A 20,495-nucleotide genomic window follows, 5' to 3' on the forward strand; every position below is an offset into this window, starting at 1 on the left:
ATGCACGGAACGGCTTTAATCGTTCCCATGGCGCATAACCACAGCTCACGGGAGTGGCTGTCACCGAACAGTAACGAAGAAGACATGGGGCTGCTGCTGGCGCCGCGGCTCGCGTACTTCGCGGCGGTCGCCCGCCACGAGCATGTGACGCGCGCCGCGCACGATCTCGGTGTGCCGCAGTCGACCCTGTCGAGGGCCATGGTCCGGCTCGAACAGGACCTGGGCGTCTCGCTGTTCGCCCGCAAGGGCCGCACGGTCTCGCTCACCCCGGCCGGCCGCACCTTCCTGGCCTCCGCCGAGCGGGCGCTGGCGGAGGTGGAGCGCTCGGCCGACGCGGTACGGGCGGACGCCGACCCGTCGGCGGGGCGGGTCGCCTTCGGGTTCCTGCACACGATGGGCTCGGAGACCGTCCCCGAGCTCATCCGCGCCTTCCGGGTCGACCACCCCAAGGTCCGTTTCACGCTCGTCCAGAACTACGGCGAGGCCATGATCGAGCGCCTCCGCGCCGGCGACCTGGACCTGTGCCTGACCTCCCCGGTCCCGGACGCCCCCGACCTGGTGGCCCGCCGCCTGGACGAGCAGCGGCTACGGCTCGTCGTCCCGGACGACCACCGGCTGGCCACCCGCAAGCGCGTCCGCCTCGCGGAGGCCGCCGACGAAACGTTCGTCACCCTGGAGCCCGGCTACGGGCTGCGCCGCATCACCGACGCGCTGTGCGCCGAGGCGGGCTTCAACCCCCGGATCGCCTTCGAGGGGGAGGAGGCCGAGACGCTGCGCGGCCTGGTCGCCGCGGGCCTCGGCGTCGCACTGCTGCCGCCCCCGGCCGTCGCCCGCCCGGGGGTCGTCGAGCTCACGGTCACCTCCCCGCGCGCGGCCCGCGAGATCGGCGTCGCCTGGCTCGACGGCCACCCCGACACGCCCCCGGTGGCCGCCTTCAAACGGTTCCTGCTCTCCCGCCGGGGCCGCCTCCTGAACGAGCCGGGGTGATGGCGAGCCCCGCCGGGGAGGTCAGAACTTGCCGTAGCGGCCGGTCAGGTCGGCCTCGGGGCAGGCGACCGAACCGATCAGGCAGGCGACGTTGGCGTACTTGCGTGTGTAGACGTTGGTGACCTTGCCGCCGTCGTAAATGTAGATGTGGTGGTTGGGGAACATCCGGTGCTTGCCGGAGCGGATGGTGTAGTTCCCGCTCTGGGTGAGGTTCATGGTGAAGGCTCCGGAAGCAGCACCCTTGACTCCGCCCAGGCCCTTGCAGAAGGGGTTGGTGGCGTGCACGACCATCCGTACGTCCACGTAGTTCTTGCCGGACCCCAGCTTCTTGGCGTAGGTGTTCGCGGCGCTGGCGGTCTTCTTGGTGACGTACTTGCCGGTCTTCTTCACGTACACGGTGGTGGGGTTGATGTGCTTGTTGCCCACCACGCTCTTGGACTTCCACGTGACGGTCGCGTGCACGGCGAAGCGGTACTTGCTCGACTTCCAGTTGAAATCGGAGTGCCCGTCGCCGCCGAACTGGAAGTTCTTGCCGTAGTCACAGCCCGCCGTGGGAGCGTCGACCTTCTTCTCCGGGATGAAGCCGGTCCAGGTCAGCGTGGACGTCGCGGCCACGGCCGCTCTCTCGGCCCGCTCGGACGCCGCCTTGCGCAGACCCGTCAGTGATCCGGACGCGGGGACGGACACCTTCATGCCGTACAGCCGGGACTCCGGGGCGCCGCTCTTCGGCAGCAGCGGAACGACCTGGTAGTGATGCTCGGCGCCCGGCTTCACGGTCGTGTCGCGGAAGGACGTCACCCCCGCGGCCAGGGTGGCCACGTCCTTGCCGTCCCGGGTGATCACGTAGCGGGCGTCGTTCGCGTAGCCCTTCCACGACAGCTCCACGAAGCCCTTGCCGGCGGCCGCGGTGATCCCCTCACGGGCCATGGAACGGTCGACGACCGCGGTCTCACCCGAAGCGGCTCGCATGACGCCGAACCCCTGCGTCTGCAGGGTCCTGCCTTCGGCACTGTTCGCGCTGAGGCCGGACACGTCCTTCAGTCCGTTGGAGGACAGCGCGGACATGGAGAACGCGGCAGTGCTGGGGCGCGGGGTGCGGTCGGAGGGCGATTCGGTGGAGGCGGACGCCTGGAATCCCCCCGCGACGAGCGTGAGCGGAGCTATGGAAAGCGCCGTCACCCTGGCGAAACGAGAAAGGTGCATTCTTCATTTCCCTTCGTCCTGCTTGAACGTCTCAAGGCGGTGCCAACGACCATAGGAAGAAGGGATCTTGGGGCGTAAGTGTCTCCTGGGGCAGTGCCCCGAAGGGCAGTGGCCTTTCGTGGGGCCATGCCGCGGACCGGCCGGCCGGGCAGGGAAAGGAGTCGGCCGGACAGGGGAAAGGAGTCGGCCGGAAAGGAGTCGGCCGGGCAGGAAAAGGGGCCGCCACGCGCATTGCGCGGCGGCCCCTTGCTCCATGCGGCGGCCTGCGGCGGGGTCGGGCGTTCTCCCCGTGCCCGGGGGTAAACGCGTCAGGCGCTGAAGGCGGCGACGAGGAAGACCGGGTACAGCACGCCGAGGGCCCCCGTGGCCAGGCCGATGGCGCACTGGCCTCGGTTGAGCTTGCTGCCCAGACCAAGGGCGGCGAAGGTGACGGCGAGACTGCCGGCCAGGAGCGGGATCGCGATCCCGAGGTAGCCGGAGAACACCGCGGTGATCAGTGCGACGGTGCCGAGAACGATGGAGACCGGCCCGTAGAGGGTCGCAGGGCTGTCGGTCGCTCCAGTGGCCATGTCAGGTTCCTTGCTGTTGGGCTTCGGCCTCGTCCGAGGCGCGGATAAGGGCATCCTGGACACTTCATCATGGCACTTTTCCAGGCATGCCCCGGATATGAACGCCGCCTGAGGAGGTCGTGTGAGACGACCCCCGCGCAGGGCGTGGGGGGTGCGGACCGGAGAGGACGGACACCGGCGGGACATACCGCCGGGTCCACTCCGCCGCGGGGCCGCGCCCGGGGCAGGGACGGTCGGACGCGGCCGTCATTCATGCGGCAGACGGGCCCCGGAATGCCGGCCGCAAGGGGTCCTGCCGGCATGCGCAGTGGCAATCGACGCACAGCACCTCGTGTGCGATCACGGACAGCACCGCGGCCTGCAACCGCGTCTGCTGCTCCAGCTTCTCCACGATCCGCGCGATGTGCGCCTTTACCGTGCGCTCCGCGATGCCCAGCTCTCGCGCAAGGGCACGGTTGCCCAGTCCTGTGCCCAGGAGGAGAAGCACTTCCCTCTCCCGGCCCGTCAGCCTCTTCAGCCTCCCGATCCCCCGTACCGGGTCAGCCCCGGTACGCCGGTAAGCACAAGACGTATCTGCCGTGTCGGACCGCTCGGTCATAGCTGGTCCTTCCTGATCCCGCAGTTCCCAGCAGAGCCCCGTGCCCTGGGTGCGGCGGTGATCATGAACAATTTAGCCGCCCCCGCTGACACCGGCACGCCATAAGTGGAGCCGTCTCACGGGATGGTCCCTCAAGGGCAATGCCCCAAGAGACAATATCGGTCAACTCGCCCTCTCCATAGGCTCGTTGCGCACCATCAAGCACCACAGCCGCAAGGAGAACTTCATGCACGGCCGCATCACCACGCGCCGCATCGCCATCACGGTTGTCGCCGGCGCGGCCACTCTCGCCGTCCTGGCCCCGGCCGCGTCCGCCGCGGCCGCCACCGTCCACCCCACCCAGGCGGCCGCCCGGGCCGACGCGAAGCTCGCCGCCGAGCTCACCGTCGCCGGCTACACCACCTACCTCAAGCACCAGAAGACGCCCGAGGCCAAGAAGGCCCTCCAGTCGTTCCTCAAGCTGCCGGCGGGCAAGCAGGCCCGGTTCGTCAAGTACCTGCAGAACCGGGACATCTACAAGGCCCTCATCAACCAGACCAAGGGCAACTTCAACCGTCAGCTCAAAGTCGTCGACCCCTACAACGCCGATGTGAAGTTCGTCACCGAGGTCACCGCCAAGAGCGTCAAGGGCAAGAGCACCCAGCAGATCTCCTTCACCGTGACGGAAACGATATTCAACATCCCGGTCACCAGCGAGACGGTGAACCTGCGCTACGACGTCGTCAAGGGCAAGGTCACCGGGACCCCGCGTGCCGCCAGTGACGTCAAGAACATCAACGCCGCCATCACCATCCACAAGGGCACGGTCGGCGCGGTCAACACCGGCGTCGCCACCGCCTCCACCACCTGGAAGGCCACGCCCCGGCTGAAGTCCTTCGGCAAGGGCGTGGACAAGGTCCAGGAGGTCGCCGGCCACACCGGCACCTGGAAGGCCAAGCTGGCCAACCGCTGACCGGCACACAATCCTCGGCCGCGCGAAGCCCCGCCGACGAGGGGAGGCCCCGCCACACACGGTGTGGCGGGGCCTCGGCGTGAGCGCTGCCGACGGGGGCAGCGGTGGCCTACGACAGGCCCCACTCCTGCTTCTTGCGGCCCGCCGTCGACTTGTCGTACTGGCTGATCACTATCTTGGTGCCGGACGCGTCATTGTTGGCGGTGATCACCTTGCCCGCCCACTTGCTGATGATCTTGCTTCCGCCGAGAGTCCACTGCTGCGTGGACGACTTGGCGTTGCAGCTCCGCTGTGTGACCTGCGTGCCGCTCTTCGTGCTGGAGACGCCCAGGCACTTCCCGGACTTCCGGTTCTTGATGGTGTAGACGCCCTTGCTGCCGCTCAGGGTCCACCGCTGGGAGGCGTCATTCTTGCTGCACCCCCGCAGCTTCAGTACGGCGTTGTTCTTCGTCGACCCGTCCATGGACAGGCACATGCCGATCTTGCCCCAGACCTTCTCCAGCCGGACGTTCGCGTACGGGCTCGTGGCCTTCGCCGCACCGGCAGTCGCCGCGGTCGCCGGTGCGACCGTTCCGGCGAGCATCGCGGTCGCCGCACCCGCGAGCACGAGACCCTTGGTTGCTTTGCGCATGGGAAATTCCCCCTCTTTCCTTCGGGATGACCGTGGAGACGAACATAGGCGCGGCCATTGACGGTCCGCGACGTCCCGTCAGCCACTGCCCTTTGGGGCACTGCCCCGAAGAACACCGTCGGGTGATGCGGTGGAACCAGCCCTGGTAACCCGCCTCTTGGGGGATTCGCGTACGGTCCTGGCATGCCAGGAAGAAGAATCGGGGGGCCTTTCACGAAGGCCCGGGTCACCGTCATGACAACGGCGGCCGTCGGTATCGGCGTGGTCTCCATTCTCACCGTCCGGGAGATGACCTCGCCCACCTTCGGCCTCGAAGCCGCTCCCCGGGCCCACGCGTCCGAGTGCGCGACGATCGCCAAGGGCTACCCGGAGCAGATGGCGGGCCGCGAACGCACCCGCACCGACGTCCCGGGTGCGGCGGTGTGGGGGGACGGTGCGGTGATAGTGCGCTGCGGCCTCGAGCCACCCGCGCCGACCATCGACCCGTGCGCGAACATCGACGGCGTGGATTGGGTGTGGCGTGAAGGACACTCCGACGGCGGACGGAAGCTCATCATCACCTACGGGCGCGACCCGGCCGTCGAAGCGACGTTCTCCGACGGGGTCAGCCCCGATGCGGTGCTGGTTGGCCTGTCCCGGGTGGTCGGGCCCATCCGGCAGGATGAGAAGTGCTTGGCGCCGTACGAGGACGTCACAGCCCAGTGAGGCGTGCGGTGACCCGGCGCTGCGGTACGAGCGGCGGGACCTGCGGCCGGGCGGGAAGGCCGCCTACCGCCGCAGCGCCCTCCCGAAGCCCGAGGCCAGCGGCATCCGCAGCCCCAGCGGCGGGGGTGCGGCGAAGGCGTCGGCGAGCGGGCGGGAGAAGGGGTGGCCGAACAGCGCGCCCAGCACGAAGTCGGCGGTCAGCGCGGCCACTTCGTCGTGGTGCTCGCGCAGCGCGTGACCGTCCGAGTGGACCTCGAACCGGCACGTGTCCCGGTTCGCCTTCTTGGCGCGCTCCGCCAGCCGGTACGACAGGTCCGGATCCGTACGCATGTCGTTGGTGCCGTGCACGATCAGTACGTGACGCCCGGCGAGCTGTTTCACCGGTTCGGGTGTCGCCGCCACATCGTCCTCGGGCAGCCAAGGGGCGAGTGCCAGCACCGAGTTGACGGCCGTGTGGCCCGCCGCGCGCAGCGCCGCCCGGCCGCCCATGCCGCGCCCGACGAGACAGACCGGGACGTCGCCGTACCGGCGTACGACCTCCGACACCGCCCACCGCGCGTCCGCCGCGAGCCGCGCGTCCGCGCCGTTCCAGCCGCGCCCCCGGTACCGCACCACATGGGCCACCAGCCCGTCCGCCCGCCCCGCGCGGGCCAGGCGGCGCGCCGTCGGCAGGGCGGCGGCGCGCGCGACCGGCGACGGGCCGCGGGCCGACTCCGGCTCCCCGTCCGGGAGGAGCAGCACCACGCCGCCCACCGCCGAAACGGACGTCCCGACGGGCCGGCCCAGTCCGGGCGCCCGCGTGCCTCCCGTACCTACGAGTGCGTGGTGTGCCATGGCAGAACAGTCTCAGAAGAGCAGGTGTACGCGATCCGTACGCGGGGTCACTGTTACGTATCGACAGCCGCGTGAAAGAGGCTCCTTCTACGCGCGTAGGGGCTAGAGTTCGAAAATGACGAGCCAGACACCCCAGATCCCTACCGCGGACCAGATCCGCCGCGCCCCCAAGGTGCTGCTCCACGACCACCTCGACGGTGGTCTGCGCCCCGGCACCATCCTCGACCTCGCCGACGCCACCGGATACACGGCGCTGCCCGAGCACGAGCCCGACAAGCTCGGCATCTGGTTCCGCGAGGCCGCCGACTCCGGTTCGCTGGAGCGCTACCTGGAGACCTTCGCGCACACCTGCGCCGTCATGCAGACCCGCGAGGCCCTCGTCCGCGTCGCCGCCGAGTGCGCCGAGGACCTCGCCGAGGACGGTGTCGTGTACGCGGAAGTCCGCTACGCCCCGGAACAGCACCTCGAGGCGGGCCTCACCCTCGAAGAGGTCGTCGAAGCCGTCAACGAGGGCTTCCGCCTCGGTGAGCGGCGTGCCCGCGAGAACGGCCACCGCATCCGCGTGGGCGCCCTGCTCACCGCCATGCGGCACGCCGCCCGCGCCCTGGAGATCGCCGAACTCGCCAACCGCTACCGCGACCTGGGCGTCGTCGGCTTCGACATCGCGGGCGCCGAGGCCGGCTTCCCGCCCACCCGCCACCTCGACGCCTTCGAGTACCTCAAGCGCGAGAACAACCACTTCACCATTCACGCGGGCGAGGCCTTCGGCCTGCCGTCCATCTGGCAGGCGCTCCAGTGGTGCGGCGCCGACCGCCTCGGCCACGGGGTGCGCATCATCGACGACATCCAGGTCGCCGAGGACGGCACCGTCGCGCTCGGCCGCCTCGCCGCGTACGTACGCGACAAGCGCATCCCGCTGGAGCTGTGCCCCACCTCCAACCTCCAGACCGGTGCCGCCGCCTCGTACGCGGAGCACCCCATCGGGCTGCTGCGCACCCTGCACTTCCGGGCCACGGTCAACACCGACAACCGGTTGATGTCGGGCACCAGCATGAGCCGTGAATTCGAGCTGCTGACCGAGACGTTCGGTTACACGCTCGACGACATGCAGTGGTTCACCGTCAATGCGATGAAATCAGCATTCATTCCTTTCGACGAACGACTGGCGATGATCAATGACGTGATCAAGCCCGGGTACGCCGAGTTGAAGTCCGAATGGCTGTTCCGTCAGACCGCCGCGACCAGCGATTCCTCCCTCAAGAAGCCCTGAAGCCGACCCTCCCCGAACGGCCGGGAAATTCCATGACCTGGCCGTTCGGGTGTTTGCGGGGGCCGCCGGACGATGACTAAGTTGCAGAGCCGCTCATCTTTCCCCGAGTTCTCCCAAGGACGAAATTCGATGAAGCAGTCTGCCGCCAAGACCCTCGGTGTCGCCGCCCTCGGCGCCGCGTTCGCCGCCGCCACCGCCGGCACCGCCTCCGCGGCCACCACGACGCCCGCCGGCGCCGCGCTGGGCACCGCCACCGCCACCGCGGTGCCGGTCGTCCAGTCCGCCGTCGAGCAGTCTCCGAACAACGCCACCGAGCTCCTCGCCACCACCCAGGAGCTGGCCGGCGCCGTCACCAAGAACGCCTCGCTCCAGGGCCTGCCCATCGACCCGGCCACCGTCACCGGCCTCCTCGGCGGCCTGCCCGTCGGCGGCACCCTCCCGGTCGCCGGCCTCGGGGGCTGAGCCACCCGGCAGCACCCACGCCGAAGGGGGCACCCACCGGTCACGGTGGGCGCCCCCTTCGGCCTGCGCGGAGTGACTACCAGGCCGGCTTCGCGGCCTTCTCCGACGGCAGCAGCATCCACAGCGCCAGGTACAGCAGGATCTGCGGGCCGGGCAGCAGGCACGACGCCACGAAGATCACGCGCATCGTCGTCGCGGAGGTGCCGAAGCGCCGGGCCAGCGCTGCGCACACTCCGCCGATCATGCGTCCGTCACGAGGGCGGGCAAGTGCGGCCATGGTGGGCTCCTTCGCGGGAGGAAGTCGAATCCTTCGATTGACTCCATCCTCGCCCCAAAGCCCTGGACAAAACGTCGGACTACGGGGCGATGCCGACCCTGGGAATCCTCGGGGTCGCACCCTGAGGGACGTCGTCCCGCAGGACGCCCAGCCCCCGGCCCCGGCTCCCGCCCGGCCGCCGGTCCTCGCCCGGCCGCTGCTGCCGGCGCCGTAGCCGCCCCCGCCACGCGGGCACCACCGCGAGGTGCGCCAGCGCCACGCCCGTGGTGTTCAGCAGCAGCGCGTCCACGTCCACGACCCGCCCCGGCACCGCCGTCTGCACCAGCTCGATGCCCAGTGACACCAGCGCGCCCGCCGCGACCGTACGGGCCAGCGACGCCCACGGGGAGACGGCCAGCCGGCCCCCCGCCATGGGCAGCAGCACCCCGAGCGGGGCCAGCAGCAACAGACCCTCGCCGATACGTCTGGCGGCCTCCAGCGGCCCCAGCGCCAGGTCGGCCCTGATCCCGGCCAACGGCTCCAGATTGGCCGCCGTCACCCACATCACGTCCCGCGGCCGGAGCGTCAGCCACCCCACGAGCACGAGATGAGCGATGAGGAGGATGAGCCCCGCCGCGCGGAAGCGGATGACGGCATTGCCGTCCGAACCAAGACGCTGCACGCCCCCCAAGACGCGCCGAGCGGCGTGATCGGTTCCGCCCCCGTACCGACCGGTCGTCCACCGCTCAGGACGACGGCCGGGTCGGAGCCGCCGAGTCCGGGCGCTCCCTCAACTGCGCCGTGCACGCGTAACGCCGCACCGGATAGGGGCCGGGGCCGCCGAGCAGGGCCGTCCCGCCGTCGGCGACGGCCGCGTTCTCGGCGTACGTGCACACGAGCTGCGACAGCGCCGCCGCGGGCAGGTCCTCCGGCTGACGGCTCAGCCGCAGCGCCCCCTCCGGGTCTCCCCCGCGGCCCGCCGACACGCTCAGCGGGCCTTCGACGGACGTGGTGAACCCCGCCGCGCGTTCGCTCGCCGACGGCTCCGCGAGGAGCTGGTTCAGCAGTGCCTGCGCCGTCGCGACCCTGCTGCCCTCGGGATCCTTGTCGCCGGTCTCCGGAACCGTACGGTCCACCGCGTCCAGACCGGACGCGCACAGCAGGTACACCCGGACCGGCACCGCCTGCGGCTGCGCCCGTGACGCCAGGTCCTCACCCGACACGCTGCACGGCAGCCGCGACGGCGCGGCGCCCGCGTCGACCGGCACCGACGTCGTACGGATCCCGCAGCCGGCGGCGACGGCGGCGACCACGGCGACCCCCGCGAGCGCGACCAGGCCCCGTCGCTCACGCATCCCCATCACCGCCACCCTCCTGCTTCCCGTCCCGCTCCGTACCGGTGCCCGTCCGCGACGCGTCGCGCGGCAGCCGCAGCACGAACACCGCCCCGTCGCCGTCCGGCGAGTTGGCCGCCGTGATGTCGCCGCCGTGGATCAGGGCGTTCTCCATCGCGATCGACAGGCCGAGACCCGAGCCCTCCGAACGCGGCCGCGACGCGCTCGCCTTGTAGAACCGGTCGAAGACATGCGGCAGTACGTCCTCGGGGATGCCCGGCCCGTGGTCGCGCACCTCGATGAACAGGTCGTCCTCCGCCGTCCGCACCGACACGCGCACCGGCGAGCCGCCGTGCTTGAGCGCGTTGCCGATCAGGTTCGCCAGGATCACGTCGAGACGGCGCGGATCGAGCCGTGCCATGATCCCGCGCTCGGCGTCCAGCTCCACCGCGTCCAGCCACGCCCGTGCGTCGATGCACGCCGTCACCTGGTCGGCGACATCGACGTCGTCCAGGACGAGCCGTGCCGTACCCGCGTCGAAGCGGGTCACCTCCATCAGGTTCTCGACCAGTGTGTTCAGCCGCCGTGTCTCACTGACGACCAGCGTGACGGCCGGCGCGATCATCGGGTCGAGGCTCTCCTCTTCCTCCTCCAGCACCTCCGTCACGGCGGTCAGCGCGGTCAGCGGCGTACGCAGCTCGTGGGACATGTCCGCGACGAAGCGGCGGCTCGACTCCTCCCGCGCGCTCATGTCCGCGACCTTCTTCTGCAGGCTCTCCGCCGCGCTGTTGAACGTCCGGGACAGTTCGGCCAGTTCGTCCGTGCCCGACACCCGCAGCCGGGTGTCCAGCTCGCCCTCGCCCAGCCGCCGCGCGGCCTCCCCGAGGCGGTGCACCGGCTTCAGCACGGTCGTCGCCGCGGCCTGCGCGAGCAGCGCCGAAACGATGAGCGCCAGCGCGGACGCGATCCCCAGCGACCAGGCCAGCGAGTTCAGGTCCTGCCGCTCCGGCTCCAGCGACTTGAACATGTACCCCGTCGGCCCGCCGCCCACGATCCGCGTCCCGCCCACCAGATACGGCGTGCCGTCGCGCGTGGTCCGCTGCCAGAACAGGTGGTACGGGAACTCGTTGCCGTCCGCCACCTCCTGCCGCTCGTTCACGGCACGCCGCAGCTCCTCGGGCACGTCGTCCATCGTGAACCGGTCCGGATCGGACACCCCCACGATCGGCTTGCCCTTGGCGCGCTCGCCCAGCAGCACGACGCCGTACCCGACACCGCCGGCCGACATCTCCTCGGCCGTCCGGCGCAGCTCCTCCTCCGTCGGCCGCAGCGGCAGCGTGGCGGCACGTCGCTGCATCTCCTGGCGGAAGTTGTTCAGCGCCGAGTCCTGGGCCCGCTGCAGCACCGCCTCACGGTTGAGCCAGTACGCGATCCCCGACGCGGACGCGGCGGCGGTCAGCGCGACCAGGGCGAAGACGACGACGAGGCGCAGCCGCAGACTCGTCCTTCTCACGCAGGCACGTCCAGCCGGTAGCCCACACCACGGACCGTACGGATCAGGGTCGGCGAGGACGGCACGTCCTCCACCTTCGCCCGCAGCCGCTGGACACACGCGTCCACCAGACGCGAATCGCCCAGGTAGTCGTGCTCCCACACCAGTCGCAGCAACTGCTGCCGGGACAGCGCCTGGCCCGGGCGGCGCGACAGCTCCAGCAGCAGCCGCAGCTCCGTCGGCGTGAGCTGGAGGTCCTCACCGTTCTTCGTCACGGTCATCGCCGACCGGTCGATCACCAGCGACCCGAACGTCGCCGAGTCCGTCGACTCGCGCTCCCCGCGCCGCAGCACCGCCCGGATCCGCGCGTCCAGCACCCGGCCCTGCACCGGCTTGACGACGTAGTCGTCCGCACCGGACTCCAGACCGACGACCACATCGATGTCATCGCTGCGCGCGGTCAACAGGATGATCGGCAACTGGTCGGTGCGCCGGATGCGCCGGCACACCTCGAAACCGTCGATGCCGGGCAGCATCACGTCCAGCACGATCAGATCCGGCCGCTGCTCACGCAGCAGTTTCAGGCCGTCCTCGCCCGTCGCCGCGGTGGCCACTTTGTGGCCCTGGCGTGACAGCGAGAGTTCGAGGGCCGTGCGGATGGAATCGTCGTCCTCGATCAGCAACAGGAAAGGCACGCCGTCATTCTGTCCCATGGGGGCGGGACAGTTCGACCGGTGGGGGCTGTGACAGGTCTGTGACAGTCGGCGGACACCGCTATGAACTCGCCGGGGCAAGCTCATTGGCACACGGACCGAAGCAGACTCCAACCGACGGGGGGCGCGAGATGAACGCACTGCACAGCACCACCTCAAGCGCAGTTGTCACGCGTCTCCACGACGTCACGCGGAGCACGGAGAAGTCCGGCGCGGTGAACGGGCGGGGGTGCGTTCGCAGCGCCGGGCGTCAGCACAAGGCGCCCTACATGGTCGCCGTGACTGACGGGGGAACGGCGTACGGGGAGGTCTCGGGGGAGCGGACGAACCTCACGGAGGCGGAGTTCACCGCCTACGTGCGGGAGCGCCGCGCCTCCCTGTACGCCACCGCCTACCACCTCACCGGCGACCGGTTCGAGGCCGAGGACCTGCTGCAGAGCGCGCTGTTCTCCACGTACCGGGCCTGGGACCGCATCAGTGACAAGGCGGCGGTCGGCGGCTACCTGCGCCGCACCATGACGAACCTGCACATCAGCGCCTGGCGGCGGCGGAAGATCGACGAGTACCCCACCGAGGAGCTCCCCGAGTCCGCCGGCGACACCGACGCGATGCGCGGTACGGAACTGCGGGCGGTGCTCTGGCAGGCGCTCGCCCGGCTGCCCGAACTGCAGCGCACGATGCTGGTGCTGCGCTACTACGAGGGCCGCACGGACCCGGAGATCGCGGAGATCCTGGACATCAGTGTCGGCACGGTGAAGTCGAGCATCTGGCGGTCGCTGCGCCGGCTGCGCGAGGACGAGGTCCTCGGCTTCGGCCGTGACGAAGAGGAGTCCTTCGGCCAGCTCGTGGCCTGAAGGCTGGGGGGCCGGCCGTGGTCTCGGGGGAGACGGCGGCCGGTGGGGGGACCAGGGGGGACACGGGGGACAACGGGGTACGGGGGACAACGGGGTACGGGGGACAACGGGGTACGGGGGAAAGGCGCGGGGCCGGACAGGACGGGGGGTCTTGTCCGGCTCTGTGCGTGGTGCCCGAACCGGCGCGCGCTCTCGCGGAGGTGGTTGCCCGGCCGCGGGGGCCGCTGCAGGCCGGGCTCGCTCACACCAAGGGTGTTACGCCGGTTCCGGAGCGCGGACGGTCTTCGGCGCGCGGTGGCGGCCGGCCGCGGCGGCGGCGAGGCGGCCCAGGGCTTCCGCCTTGTCGCACGGGTGCGCGCCCAGCGCCGTCTGGCGGGTGACGATCGAACGCTCGGCACGCATCAGGCGCCAGCCCCGGCGGAGCAGGACGGGCACCGACTTGCGGCCCTCGCGGAGGTCCCGGAGCAGCCGGCGGCGGAACGTGGTGGACGGACGGCCGCGCAGGCACAGGGCGTCCGCCAGGACGTCGAGTTCTTGGCACCGCGCCACGATGTCCGCGGCGAAGATGCCCTCGGCCACGAAGAGCGGGGTGCGCTCGATGTCGAGGACCTCCCGGTCGACGCGCGAGCTGGTGGCGATGTCGTACACCGGGACGGTCGTGCGTCCGGTGGCGCACAGCTCCACGATGGCGGCGACGGCCGCGTCCGCGTCCCAGGACAGCGGGGAGTCCCAGTCGACGTCCGTGCTCCCGGGGACGAGCGGGAGCGTCGGGTCGTGGCCCTCCTTGTAGAAGTCGTCGAGGCGCAGCACGGGCAGGCCGGTGCGGGCCGCGAGGGAGGACTTGCCGGAGCCGGAGGGGCCCGCGAGCAGCACGACGCGGGTCGGGATCGGTTGGGAACTCACGGGACACCAGTCTGAACCATTGACCCGGTCGGGGGACCCCACGAGGGACCCGTTGGTATCCAGCATCACATCTCAAATACGGTGCGTATCCGACACGTTACGCAGGTGGCAGGAGCTTCCATGACACGTCATATCTTGCTGAAGGCCGGGCTGACCGTTTCGGCCCTGGGCGCCGCCCTCGGTGTCACGGGGGGCACGGCGCACGCCTTGGTGCAGCCGCCGCAGGTGCCGCAGCTGCCGAAGATGGACCCCCAGGCGGCCCTCCAGGCCACGATGGGCGCCGTCCCGCATGTGACCGGGGTGGCCAAGAACCTGAAGGTCAACCCGCTGGCGGGGACGGGAGTGGACCCGCTCAACAACGGCGTGGGTACGCAGGTCAGCGACTTCAAATCAGTCGAGACGACCTCGGCGACCGGCTCCCTGACGAGCCTGCCGAACCTGCCGGTGGTGGGGCCCCTGCTCGGCGGGGTCGTCCCGGGCTGACGTCCGGGAGCACCAGAACGGATCCGCAGTACGAGAACGGCTCCGCTTCCCCCGGACGGAGGGGAGGCGGAGCCGTTCGGTCACATGGGATCAGTACGAGGACCCCGACGCGCCCAGCGAGCCCGTCGGGTGCCAGACCGTCTTGGTCTCCAGGAACGCGGTCAGGCGGTGCGTGCCCGGGTCGGCGGCGAAGTCCTCGCCGTCCACAGCCTGGGGACGCAGCACGCGCTTGAGGTTGTCCGCCGCGGCGATCTCCAGCTCACGGGCCAGCTCGGCGTCCGCGCCCGTCAGGTCGATCGCGTTGACGTCCTGGTGCGCGGCGAGCGGAGCGGCGATCTCGGCCGCCTTGCCCGACAGGACGTTCACGACACCGCCCGGCAGGTCGGAGGTGGCCAGCACCTCGCCCAGGGACAGCGCCGGGAGCGGGGCCTTCTCGGAGGCGATGACGACCGCCGTGTTGCCGGTGGCGATCACCGGGGCGACGACGGAGACCAGGCCCAGGAACGACGACTCGCGCGGGGCGACGACCGCGACGACGCCGGTCGGCTCCGGCGTGGACAGGTTGAAGTACGGGCCCGCGACCGGGTTCGCCCCGCCCACGACCTGGCCGATCTTGTCCGTCCAGCCCGCGTACCAGACCCAGCGGTCGATGGCCGCCTCGACGACCTCGGCCGCCTTGGACTTGGACAGGCCCTCGGCGTGCGCCACCTCGTGCACGAACTGGCCCTTGCGGCCCTCCAGCATCTCGGCGACGCGGTAGAGGATCTGGCCGCGGTTGTAGGCCGTCGCGCCCGACCAGCCGCCGAACGCCTTGCGCGCCGCGACGACCGCGTCACGGGCGTCCTTGCGGGAGGAGAGCGGCGCGTTGGCCAGCCACTTGCCCTTGTGGTCCTGCACTTCGTACACCCGGCCGCTCTCGCTGCGGGGGAACTTGCCCCCGACGTACAGCTTGTAGGTCTTGAAGACGCTCAGACGGTCACGATTCTCAGACATCGAGGTACGCCTCCAGGCCGTGGCGGCCGCCCTCGCGGCCGAAGCCCGACTCCTTGTAGCCGCCGAAGGGCGAGGTCGGGTCGAACTTGTTGAACGTGTTGGCCCAGACGACGCCCGCGCGGAGCTTGTTCGCCACCGCGAGGATGCGGGAGCCCTTCTCCGTCCAGATGCCGGCGGACAGGCCGTACTGGCTGTTGTTGGCCTTGGCGACGGCCTCGTCCGGGGTGCGGAACGTCAGCACCGACAGGACCGGGCCGAAGATCTCGTCGCGGGCGATGGTGTGCGCCTGCGTGACGTTGGTGAAGAGCGTCGGGGCGAACCAGAAACCGGAGCTCGGGATCTCGCAGGCGGGGGACCAGCGCTCGGCGCCCTCCGCCTCGCCCGTCTCGGCCAGCGCCTTGATCCGGGCCAGCTGCTCGGCGGAGTTGATCGCACCGATGTCGGTGTTCTTGTCCAGCGGGTCGCCCAGGCGCAGCGTCGACAGACGGCGCTTGAGGGCGTCCAGCAGCTCGTCCTGGATCGACTCCTGGACCAGCAGACGGGAGCCCGCGCAGCAGACCTGCCCCTGGTTGAAGAAGATGCCGGTGACGATGCCCTCGACGGCCTGGTCGATGGGCGCGTCGTCGAAGACGATGTTGGCGCCCTTGCCGCCCAGCTCCAGGGTCAGCTTCTTCTTCGTGCCCGCGACCTGGCGGGCGATGGCCTTGCCGACCGCCGTGGAGCCGGTGAAGGCGACCTTGTTGACGTCCGGGTGCTCGACGAGCGCGGCGCCGGCGTCCCCGTAACCCGGGAGGATGTTCACGACACCCTTCGGCAGGCCCGCCTGGCGGCAGATGTCCGCGAAGAACAGGGCGGACAGGGGGGTCGTCTCGGCGGGCTTGAGCACCACCGTGTTGCCGGTGGCGAGCGCCGGGGCGATCTTCCACGCCAGCATCAGCAGCGGGAAGTTCCACGGGATGACCTGGCCCGCGACGCCGAGGGGACGCGGGTTCGCGCCGTAGCCGGCGTGGTCGAGCTTGTCGGCCCAGCCCGCGTAGTAGAAGAAGTGCGCGGCGACCAGCGGGAGGTCCGCGTCGCGGGTCTCCTTGATCGGCTTGCCGTTGTCCAGGGTCTCCAGGACGGCGAGCTCGCGGCTGCGCTCCTGGATGATCCGGGCGATGCGGAAGAGGTACTTGGCGCGCTCGGCGCCGGGGAGCGCCGACCACTTCTCGAACGCCTTGCGGGCGGCCTTCACGGCCCGGTCCACGTCCTCGGCGCCGGCCTGGGCGACCTCGGAGAGCACCTCCTCGGAGGCGGGCGAGATGGTCTTGAAGACCTTGCCGTCCGCGGCCTCGGTGAACTCACCGTCGATGAACAGGCCGTAGGACGGCGCGATGTCGACGACCGAGCGGGACTCGGGGGCGGGTGCGTACTCGAACTTAGTCATCGTGATCAGTCCACCGTCACGTAGTCGGGACCGGAGTAACGTCCGGTGGCCAGCTTCTGACGCTGCATCAGCAGGTCGTTCAGCAGGCTCGACGCGCCGAACCGGAACCAGTGGTTGTCCAGCCAGTCCTCGCCGACCGTCTCATTGACCAGGACCAGGAACTTGATGGCGTCCTTGGTGGTCCGGATGCCGCCCGCGGGCTTCACCCCGACCTGTACCCCGGTCTGGGCGCGGAAGTCGCGCACCGCCTCCAGCATGAGCAGCGTGTTCGCGGGGGTGGCGTTGACGCCGACCTTGCCGGTCGAGGTCTTGATGAAGTCCGCGCCCGCGATCATGCCGAGCCAGGAGGCGCGGCGGATGTTGTCGTACGTGGACAGCTCGCCGGTCTCGAAGATGACCTTCAGGCGGGCCTGCTCGCCGCAGGTCTCCTTCACGGCCCGGATCTCCTCGTACACCTTCAGGTAGTCGCCCGCGAGGAACGCCCCGCGGTCGATCACCATGTCGATCTCGTCCGCCCCGGCGGCGACGGCGTCACGCGTGTCCGCGAGCTTGACGTCGAGGGCGGCGCGGCCGGCCGGGAAGGCGGTGGCCACGGAGGCGACCTTCACGTCCGTGCCGGCCAGGGCGGCCTTGGCGGTGGCCACCATGTCGGGGTACACGCAGAGCGCGGCGGTGCGCGGCGTCGTGCGGTCGGTGGGGTCGGGATTGACGGCCTTGGCGGCGAGCGCCCGGACCTTGCCCGGGGTGTCCGCGCCTTCGAGTGTCGTCAGGTCGATCATCGAGATGGCCAGGTCGATGGCGTACGCCTTGGCCGTGGTCTTGATCGAGCGGGTACCGAGAGACGCGGCGCGCGCCTCCAGGCCGACGGCGTCGACGCCGGGCAGCCCGTGGAGGAAGCGGCGCAGTGTGCTGTCGGACGCGGTCACGTCAGCGAGTGCAGTGGGCATGGTCACCACTTGAGCATATCTACGCGCGTAGCTGCCTGTACAGCCCCGCGCCCGGCGTCCGCGCGAAAGCCCTGGTGGTCACGGGTGGAGTGAGCTCTGTCACGCGGCTGTGACAGGGAGCGGACGGCTCCCCCACACAAGATCCATAACTTTGTCCGTGCAGCCCGCCAGAACTCACCGGCCCCACCCGAACGAGCAGGCGGCATGCGGCTCTTCCTTCTCGCATCCACTTCCTTCTTCTTCAGCTTCACGGAGTCGTCATGCGTTTCGCCCTTCGCACCGCCGTCGCCACCGCCGTCCTCGCCGGTGCCGCCCTCACCCCCGTGGCCACCGCCACCGCCGCCTTCGCCACCGGGGGCACCCAGTCGGCCGCCGGCGCCGTGAAGCCCGCCTCCTCGGATGCCGCCCAGCCCGCCACGCCGGAGACGAAGCCCGCCGCCGACGCGAAGCCTGCCTCTTCGGACGCCGCCGGGTCCGCCGCCCCCGCCACGGCCGTCACGCCGGACACGGAGCCCGCCACGCCGGCCGACACCAAGCCGGCCACCCCGGCCGACAAGCCGGAGGCGGAGAGCGACGGCAAGCGGGAGCCCGTCAGGACCGTGCAGCTCGTCGAGGGCATGTCCGCCCAGGTCTTCCGCGTGGACGGCACCCTGGAGGCCGACGTCTACAAGGCGGGCAAGACGCTGTTCACCCTGAAGGCGGGCGAGAAGCGGACGTACAACCGCGTCGAGGTCCTCCTGAAGGCGGACGGCCGGGTGATCCCCCGCCAGGTCGACGAGGACATGGGCGCGCTGATCCGCACCGGGACCCTCAAGAACGGCACGTACGTCAAGATCTACCAGGTCAACTCGAACCACCACCGCGCCGACACCTTCATCGACGGCGTCTCCGTCGGCGTCCTGGACGCCAACGGGCGTTCGGCCGCGAGCCAGAACGACGTCCAGTACTTCGTGCTCAACCCGGACGGTTCGACGTACAACTGGCTCGGGCTGGAGAACGTCGTGACGGGCGCCAAGGCGGGCATGTACAAGCTGCCCAACGGTCAGCTGATCCAGATCGTCAAGTCGGCGTCGGGGCGTTACGGGATCTCGGCGTGCGACAGCGGCGGCTGCCCGGAGTACGCCCGCATGGTCCAGGGCACCGACAACCTCGTCCTGCGGACGGGCTCGTCGGTCGTCGTCCTCAACTGGCAGGGCACGTTCTCCCACCACGTCATCGGCGCCGCCACCCAGACCGCGGCCGTCTACGTCGGTGCCGAGGTCCCGGGCACGGACAAGGGCGGCGACAAGGGCACGGGCAAGGGTGCCGCCAAGCCCACGCCCGCCGCCACCACGGGCACCACGGGCACCACGGGCACCGCCCCGCAGGGCACCACCTCGCAGACCTCCGTCGTGCCCAAGGGCGGCGTCGCCGCCGGTGCCGAGACGGCCGGTGACGGAGGCAACAGCCTGCTGATCGCCTCCGGCGCGGGCGCCGCCGCGCTCTCCGCCGCCGGTCTGGGCTTCGTCGCCATGCGCCGCCGCCAGGCCGCCGACCGCGGCTGATCACCCTCTCCTTCCCGTGACCTGATCCATTGACCCGAGCAGGCCACATCCCACCCCCTCGGGCGGGCCGCCGCACCACACCCCGTGCGGCGGCCCGCCGCCCACGTTCCCAGGAGCCCCCTGTGAAGCACCGGCTCGCCGCCGCGCTGCTCGCCCTCGCCGGGCTGACCGCCTGCGGCACCCCGGCGGACGACCCCAAGGCCGCCGCCCCGCCCGCGCACGTCAAGCCCGCCACCGCCCCTCCCGAAGCGGCCGCCGCCCCCATGGCCCGGTCCGAGCCGGTACGGGTGCGGATCCCCGCCGCGGGCGTCGACACCGGGCCCGTACTCGACCTCGGTCTCGCCGCCGACGGCACCGTCGAGGTGCCGTCCGTCGCCGACGCCGACAAGATCGGCTGGTACGGCAAGGGCGTCACGCCCGGTGAGAAGGGTCCGGCCGTGCTGATCGGCCACTTCGACACCGCCGAGGGCCCGGCCGTACTGAAGGACGTCGCCAAGGTGCGTACCGGTGACGAGATCGAAGTCCGGCGCGCCGACGGCACCACGGCCGTCTTCCGCGTACGGGAACTGGAGCAGGTCGACAAGAAGGCCTTCCCCACGCGGAAGGTCTACGGCGACACCACCCGCCCCGAACTGCGCCTCATCACCTGCGGCGGGGAGCTCGTGGACGGCCACCGGCCCGACAACATCATCCTGTACGCCGATCTGGTCGTGTGACGCCCGGGACGGTGAGGCAGAATCGGCCCCATGACGACCCCCCAGGAGCCCCAGTACGCCGACCGGTCCTTCCGCTCGACCGCGGGGATCGTGGGCGGCCTGCTGCTGCTCGGCTTCGCCGCCTGGATCGCCGGTGACGCGCTCGTCACCGGCGAAGGACGGGTGCGCTGGATCGCCGTCGCGGGGCTGCTGCTCGTGGTGCCGCTGATCGTCGCGTTCACCTTCCGGCCCGTGGTGTACGCCAACGACGACCGCATGCGGGTACGGAACCCGTTCCGGACCGTCGACCTGCCGTGGGCGTCGGTCGCGGACGTACGCGCGGGGTACTCCAGCGAGGTCATCACCCGGGACGGCACCAAGTACCAGCTGTGGTCGGTGCCCGTCTCGCTGCGGGAGCGGAAGAAGGCGGCGCGGAGGCAGGACCGGGGCGGACCGGGCGACGCCGTGGAGGCGCCCCGCACCGCCGGGGCCGACCAGACCGTCGCCGACCTGCGCGACCTGGCCGAGCGGTGCGCGTCGCGGCCCGGTGCCCAGGGCGACCCCCACGTCCGCTGGGCCTACGAGATCATCGTGCCCGCGCTCGCCGGACTCGCCCTGCTCGTCGTCCTCCTGGTCGTCTGACG

Annotated in this window: 24 protein-coding genes; 10 read left to right on the forward strand and 14 right to left on the reverse strand. The window is 70.8% G+C overall.

The genetic code is table 11. The annotated features are described in order from the left end of the window. Positions 1-27: 27 nt before the first annotated feature. Positions 28-987, forward strand: coding sequence for a LysR family transcriptional regulator (locus tag ABT360_RS09465; protein WP_351813243.1), 960 nt, complete (start codon positions 28-30; stop codon positions 985-987). Between the two features lie 21 nt (positions 988-1,008). Here the strand turns inward: ABT360_RS09465 and ABT360_RS09470 are convergent, their stop codons facing one another. The 3 genes from ABT360_RS09470 to ABT360_RS09480 form a co-directional block, all read right to left on the reverse strand. Then, on the reverse strand, positions 1,009-2,190 hold the full coding sequence (locus ABT360_RS09470; RefSeq protein WP_351813244.1) for a hypothetical protein: 1,182 nt from the start codon (positions 2,188-2,190) through the stop codon (positions 1,009-1,011). A gap of 308 nt (positions 2,191-2,498) precedes the next feature. After that, positions 2,499-2,759, reverse strand: coding sequence for a hypothetical protein (locus tag ABT360_RS09475; RefSeq protein ID WP_351813246.1), 261 nt, complete (start codon positions 2,757-2,759; stop codon positions 2,499-2,501). 250 nt (positions 2,760-3,009) lie between these two features. Further along, on the reverse strand, positions 3,010-3,357 hold the full coding sequence (locus tag ABT360_RS09480) for a helix-turn-helix transcriptional regulator (protein WP_351813248.1): 348 nt from the start codon (positions 3,355-3,357) through the stop codon (positions 3,010-3,012). 187 nt (positions 3,358-3,544) lie between these two features. Here ABT360_RS09480 and ABT360_RS09485 point away from each other — a divergent pair, with 187 nt between their 5' ends. Beyond that, on the forward strand, positions 3,545-4,309 hold the full coding sequence (locus ABT360_RS09485; protein WP_351813250.1) for a hypothetical protein: 765 nt from the start codon (positions 3,545-3,547) through the stop codon (positions 4,307-4,309). A 109-nt stretch (positions 4,310-4,418) separates the two neighbouring features. On the opposite strand, the gene ABT360_RS09490 is transcribed toward ABT360_RS09485, so the two are convergent. After that, the gene (locus ABT360_RS09490; protein ID WP_351813252.1) at positions 4,419-4,940 is read right to left on the reverse strand and encodes an RICIN domain-containing protein; all 522 of its coding nucleotides are present in this window, start codon (positions 4,938-4,940) and stop codon (positions 4,419-4,421) included. Between the two features lie 183 nt (positions 4,941-5,123). Here ABT360_RS09490 and ABT360_RS09495 point away from each other — a divergent pair, with 183 nt between their 5' ends. Further along, entirely contained in the window at positions 5,124-5,645 is a 522-nt protein-coding gene (locus ABT360_RS09495; RefSeq protein WP_351813254.1) for a DUF3515 family protein, read from the forward strand. A gap of 63 nt (positions 5,646-5,708) precedes the next feature. Here ABT360_RS09495 and ABT360_RS09500 read toward each other — a convergent pair whose 3' ends face one another. Next, the gene (locus ABT360_RS09500) at positions 5,709-6,479 is read right to left on the reverse strand and encodes an alpha/beta hydrolase (protein WP_351813256.1); all 771 of its coding nucleotides are present in this window, start codon (positions 6,477-6,479) and stop codon (positions 5,709-5,711) included. A 115-nt stretch (positions 6,480-6,594) separates the two neighbouring features. Between ABT360_RS09500 and ABT360_RS09505 the strand changes: the two genes are divergently transcribed. Together ABT360_RS09505 and ABT360_RS09510 are read left to right on the forward strand one after the other, a co-directional pair. Then, positions 6,595-7,749 carry an adenosine deaminase gene (locus tag ABT360_RS09505; protein ID WP_351813258.1) on the forward strand — a complete coding sequence of 385 codons (1,155 nt, stop codon included), beginning with the start codon at positions 6,595-6,597 and terminating at the stop codon, positions 7,747-7,749. Between the two features lie 129 nt (positions 7,750-7,878). Then, entirely contained in the window at positions 7,879-8,211 is a 333-nt protein-coding gene (locus tag ABT360_RS09510; RefSeq protein WP_351813259.1) for an ATP-binding protein, read from the forward strand. A gap of 76 nt (positions 8,212-8,287) precedes the next feature. On the opposite strand, the gene ABT360_RS09515 is transcribed toward ABT360_RS09510, so the two are convergent. The 5 genes from ABT360_RS09515 to afsQ1 form a co-directional block, all read right to left on the reverse strand. Next, a complete protein-coding gene (locus ABT360_RS09515; RefSeq protein WP_351813260.1) occupies positions 8,288-8,488 on the reverse strand; it encodes a PspC domain-containing protein in 201 nt (66 codons plus the stop codon). Positions 8,489-8,567: 79 nt separating this feature from the next. Beyond that, positions 8,568-9,158: a VanZ family protein gene (locus tag ABT360_RS09520; RefSeq protein WP_444852205.1), complete on the reverse strand. Its 591-nt coding sequence runs from the start codon at positions 9,156-9,158 to the stop codon at positions 8,568-8,570. Positions 9,159-9,213: 55 nt separating this feature from the next. Continuing rightward, positions 9,214-9,822 carry a hypothetical protein gene (locus tag ABT360_RS09525; RefSeq protein WP_351813264.1) on the reverse strand — a complete coding sequence of 203 codons (609 nt, stop codon included), beginning with the start codon at positions 9,820-9,822 and terminating at the stop codon, positions 9,214-9,216. Next, positions 9,815-11,314: a HAMP domain-containing sensor histidine kinase gene (locus ABT360_RS09530; RefSeq protein WP_351813266.1), complete on the reverse strand. Its 1,500-nt coding sequence runs from the start codon at positions 11,312-11,314 to the stop codon at positions 9,815-9,817. Before ABT360_RS09530 ends, ABT360_RS09525 begins: the two co-directional genes overlap by 8 nt. After that, complete coding sequence (gene afsQ1, locus ABT360_RS09535) at positions 11,311-11,988, reverse strand: two-component system response regulator AfsQ1 (RefSeq protein ID WP_179166385.1); 678 nt, start codon at positions 11,986-11,988, stop codon at positions 11,311-11,313. Before afsQ1 ends, ABT360_RS09530 begins: the two co-directional genes overlap by 4 nt. 149 nt (positions 11,989-12,137) lie before the next feature. Here afsQ1 and ABT360_RS09540 point away from each other — a divergent pair, with 149 nt between their 5' ends. Then, the gene (locus ABT360_RS09540) at positions 12,138-12,860 is read left to right on the forward strand and encodes a SigE family RNA polymerase sigma factor (RefSeq protein WP_351813268.1); all 723 of its coding nucleotides are present in this window, start codon (positions 12,138-12,140) and stop codon (positions 12,858-12,860) included. A 255-nt stretch (positions 12,861-13,115) separates the two neighbouring features. Here the strand turns inward: ABT360_RS09540 and ABT360_RS09545 are convergent, their stop codons facing one another. Further along, positions 13,116-13,829 carry a uridine kinase gene (locus ABT360_RS09545; RefSeq protein ID WP_351813269.1) on the reverse strand — a complete coding sequence of 238 codons (714 nt, stop codon included), beginning with the start codon at positions 13,827-13,829 and terminating at the stop codon, positions 13,116-13,118. Positions 13,830-13,883: 54 nt separating this feature from the next. On the opposite strand from ABT360_RS09545, the gene ABT360_RS09550 reads away from it, so the two are divergent. Then, entirely contained in the window at positions 13,884-14,246 is a 363-nt protein-coding gene (locus tag ABT360_RS09550; RefSeq protein ID WP_351813271.1) for a hypothetical protein, read from the forward strand. 90 nt (positions 14,247-14,336) lie between these two features. On the opposite strand, the gene ABT360_RS09555 is transcribed toward ABT360_RS09550, so the two are convergent. Genes ABT360_RS09555 through deoC form a run of 3 tightly spaced genes read right to left on the reverse strand, consistent with a single transcriptional unit; the run spans position 14,337 to position 17,612 of the window. After that, positions 14,337-15,239 (reverse strand): aldehyde dehydrogenase family protein, encoded by a 903-nt coding sequence (locus tag ABT360_RS09555; RefSeq protein ID WP_351813273.1) that lies wholly within the window; start codon positions 15,237-15,239, stop codon positions 14,337-14,339. Next, a complete protein-coding gene (locus ABT360_RS09560) occupies positions 15,232-16,665 on the reverse strand; it encodes an aldehyde dehydrogenase family protein (protein WP_351813275.1) in 1,434 nt (477 codons plus the stop codon). The genes ABT360_RS09555 and ABT360_RS09560 overlap by 8 nt, the downstream gene beginning before the upstream one ends. 5 nt (positions 16,666-16,670) lie before the next feature. Beyond that, the gene (gene deoC, locus ABT360_RS09565) at positions 16,671-17,612 is read right to left on the reverse strand and encodes a deoxyribose-phosphate aldolase (RefSeq protein ID WP_351813277.1); all 942 of its coding nucleotides are present in this window, start codon (positions 17,610-17,612) and stop codon (positions 16,671-16,673) included. 260 nt (positions 17,613-17,872) lie between these two features. Between deoC and ABT360_RS09570 the strand changes: the two genes are divergently transcribed. The 3 genes from ABT360_RS09570 to ABT360_RS09580 all read left to right on the forward strand — a co-directional run bounded on the left by ABT360_RS09570 (position 17,873) and on the right by ABT360_RS09580 (position 20,493). Beyond that, entirely contained in the window at positions 17,873-19,156 is a 1,284-nt protein-coding gene (locus ABT360_RS09570) for a hypothetical protein (RefSeq protein ID WP_351813279.1), read from the forward strand. 122 nt (positions 19,157-19,278) lie between these two features. After that, positions 19,279-19,872 carry a class F sortase gene (locus tag ABT360_RS09575; protein ID WP_351813281.1) on the forward strand — a complete coding sequence of 198 codons (594 nt, stop codon included), beginning with the start codon at positions 19,279-19,281 and terminating at the stop codon, positions 19,870-19,872. Positions 19,873-19,902: 30 nt separating this feature from the next. Next, on the forward strand, positions 19,903-20,493 hold the full coding sequence (locus ABT360_RS09580) for a PH domain-containing protein (protein WP_351813283.1): 591 nt from the start codon (positions 19,903-19,905) through the stop codon (positions 20,491-20,493). The last annotated feature ends 2 nt before the right edge of the window (positions 20,494-20,495 follow it).

The organism is Streptomyces sp. NPDC000229 (assembly GCF_040300825.1).
In the GTDB taxonomy this organism is placed as follows: domain Bacteria; phylum Actinomycetota; class Actinomycetes; order Streptomycetales; family Streptomycetaceae; genus Streptomyces.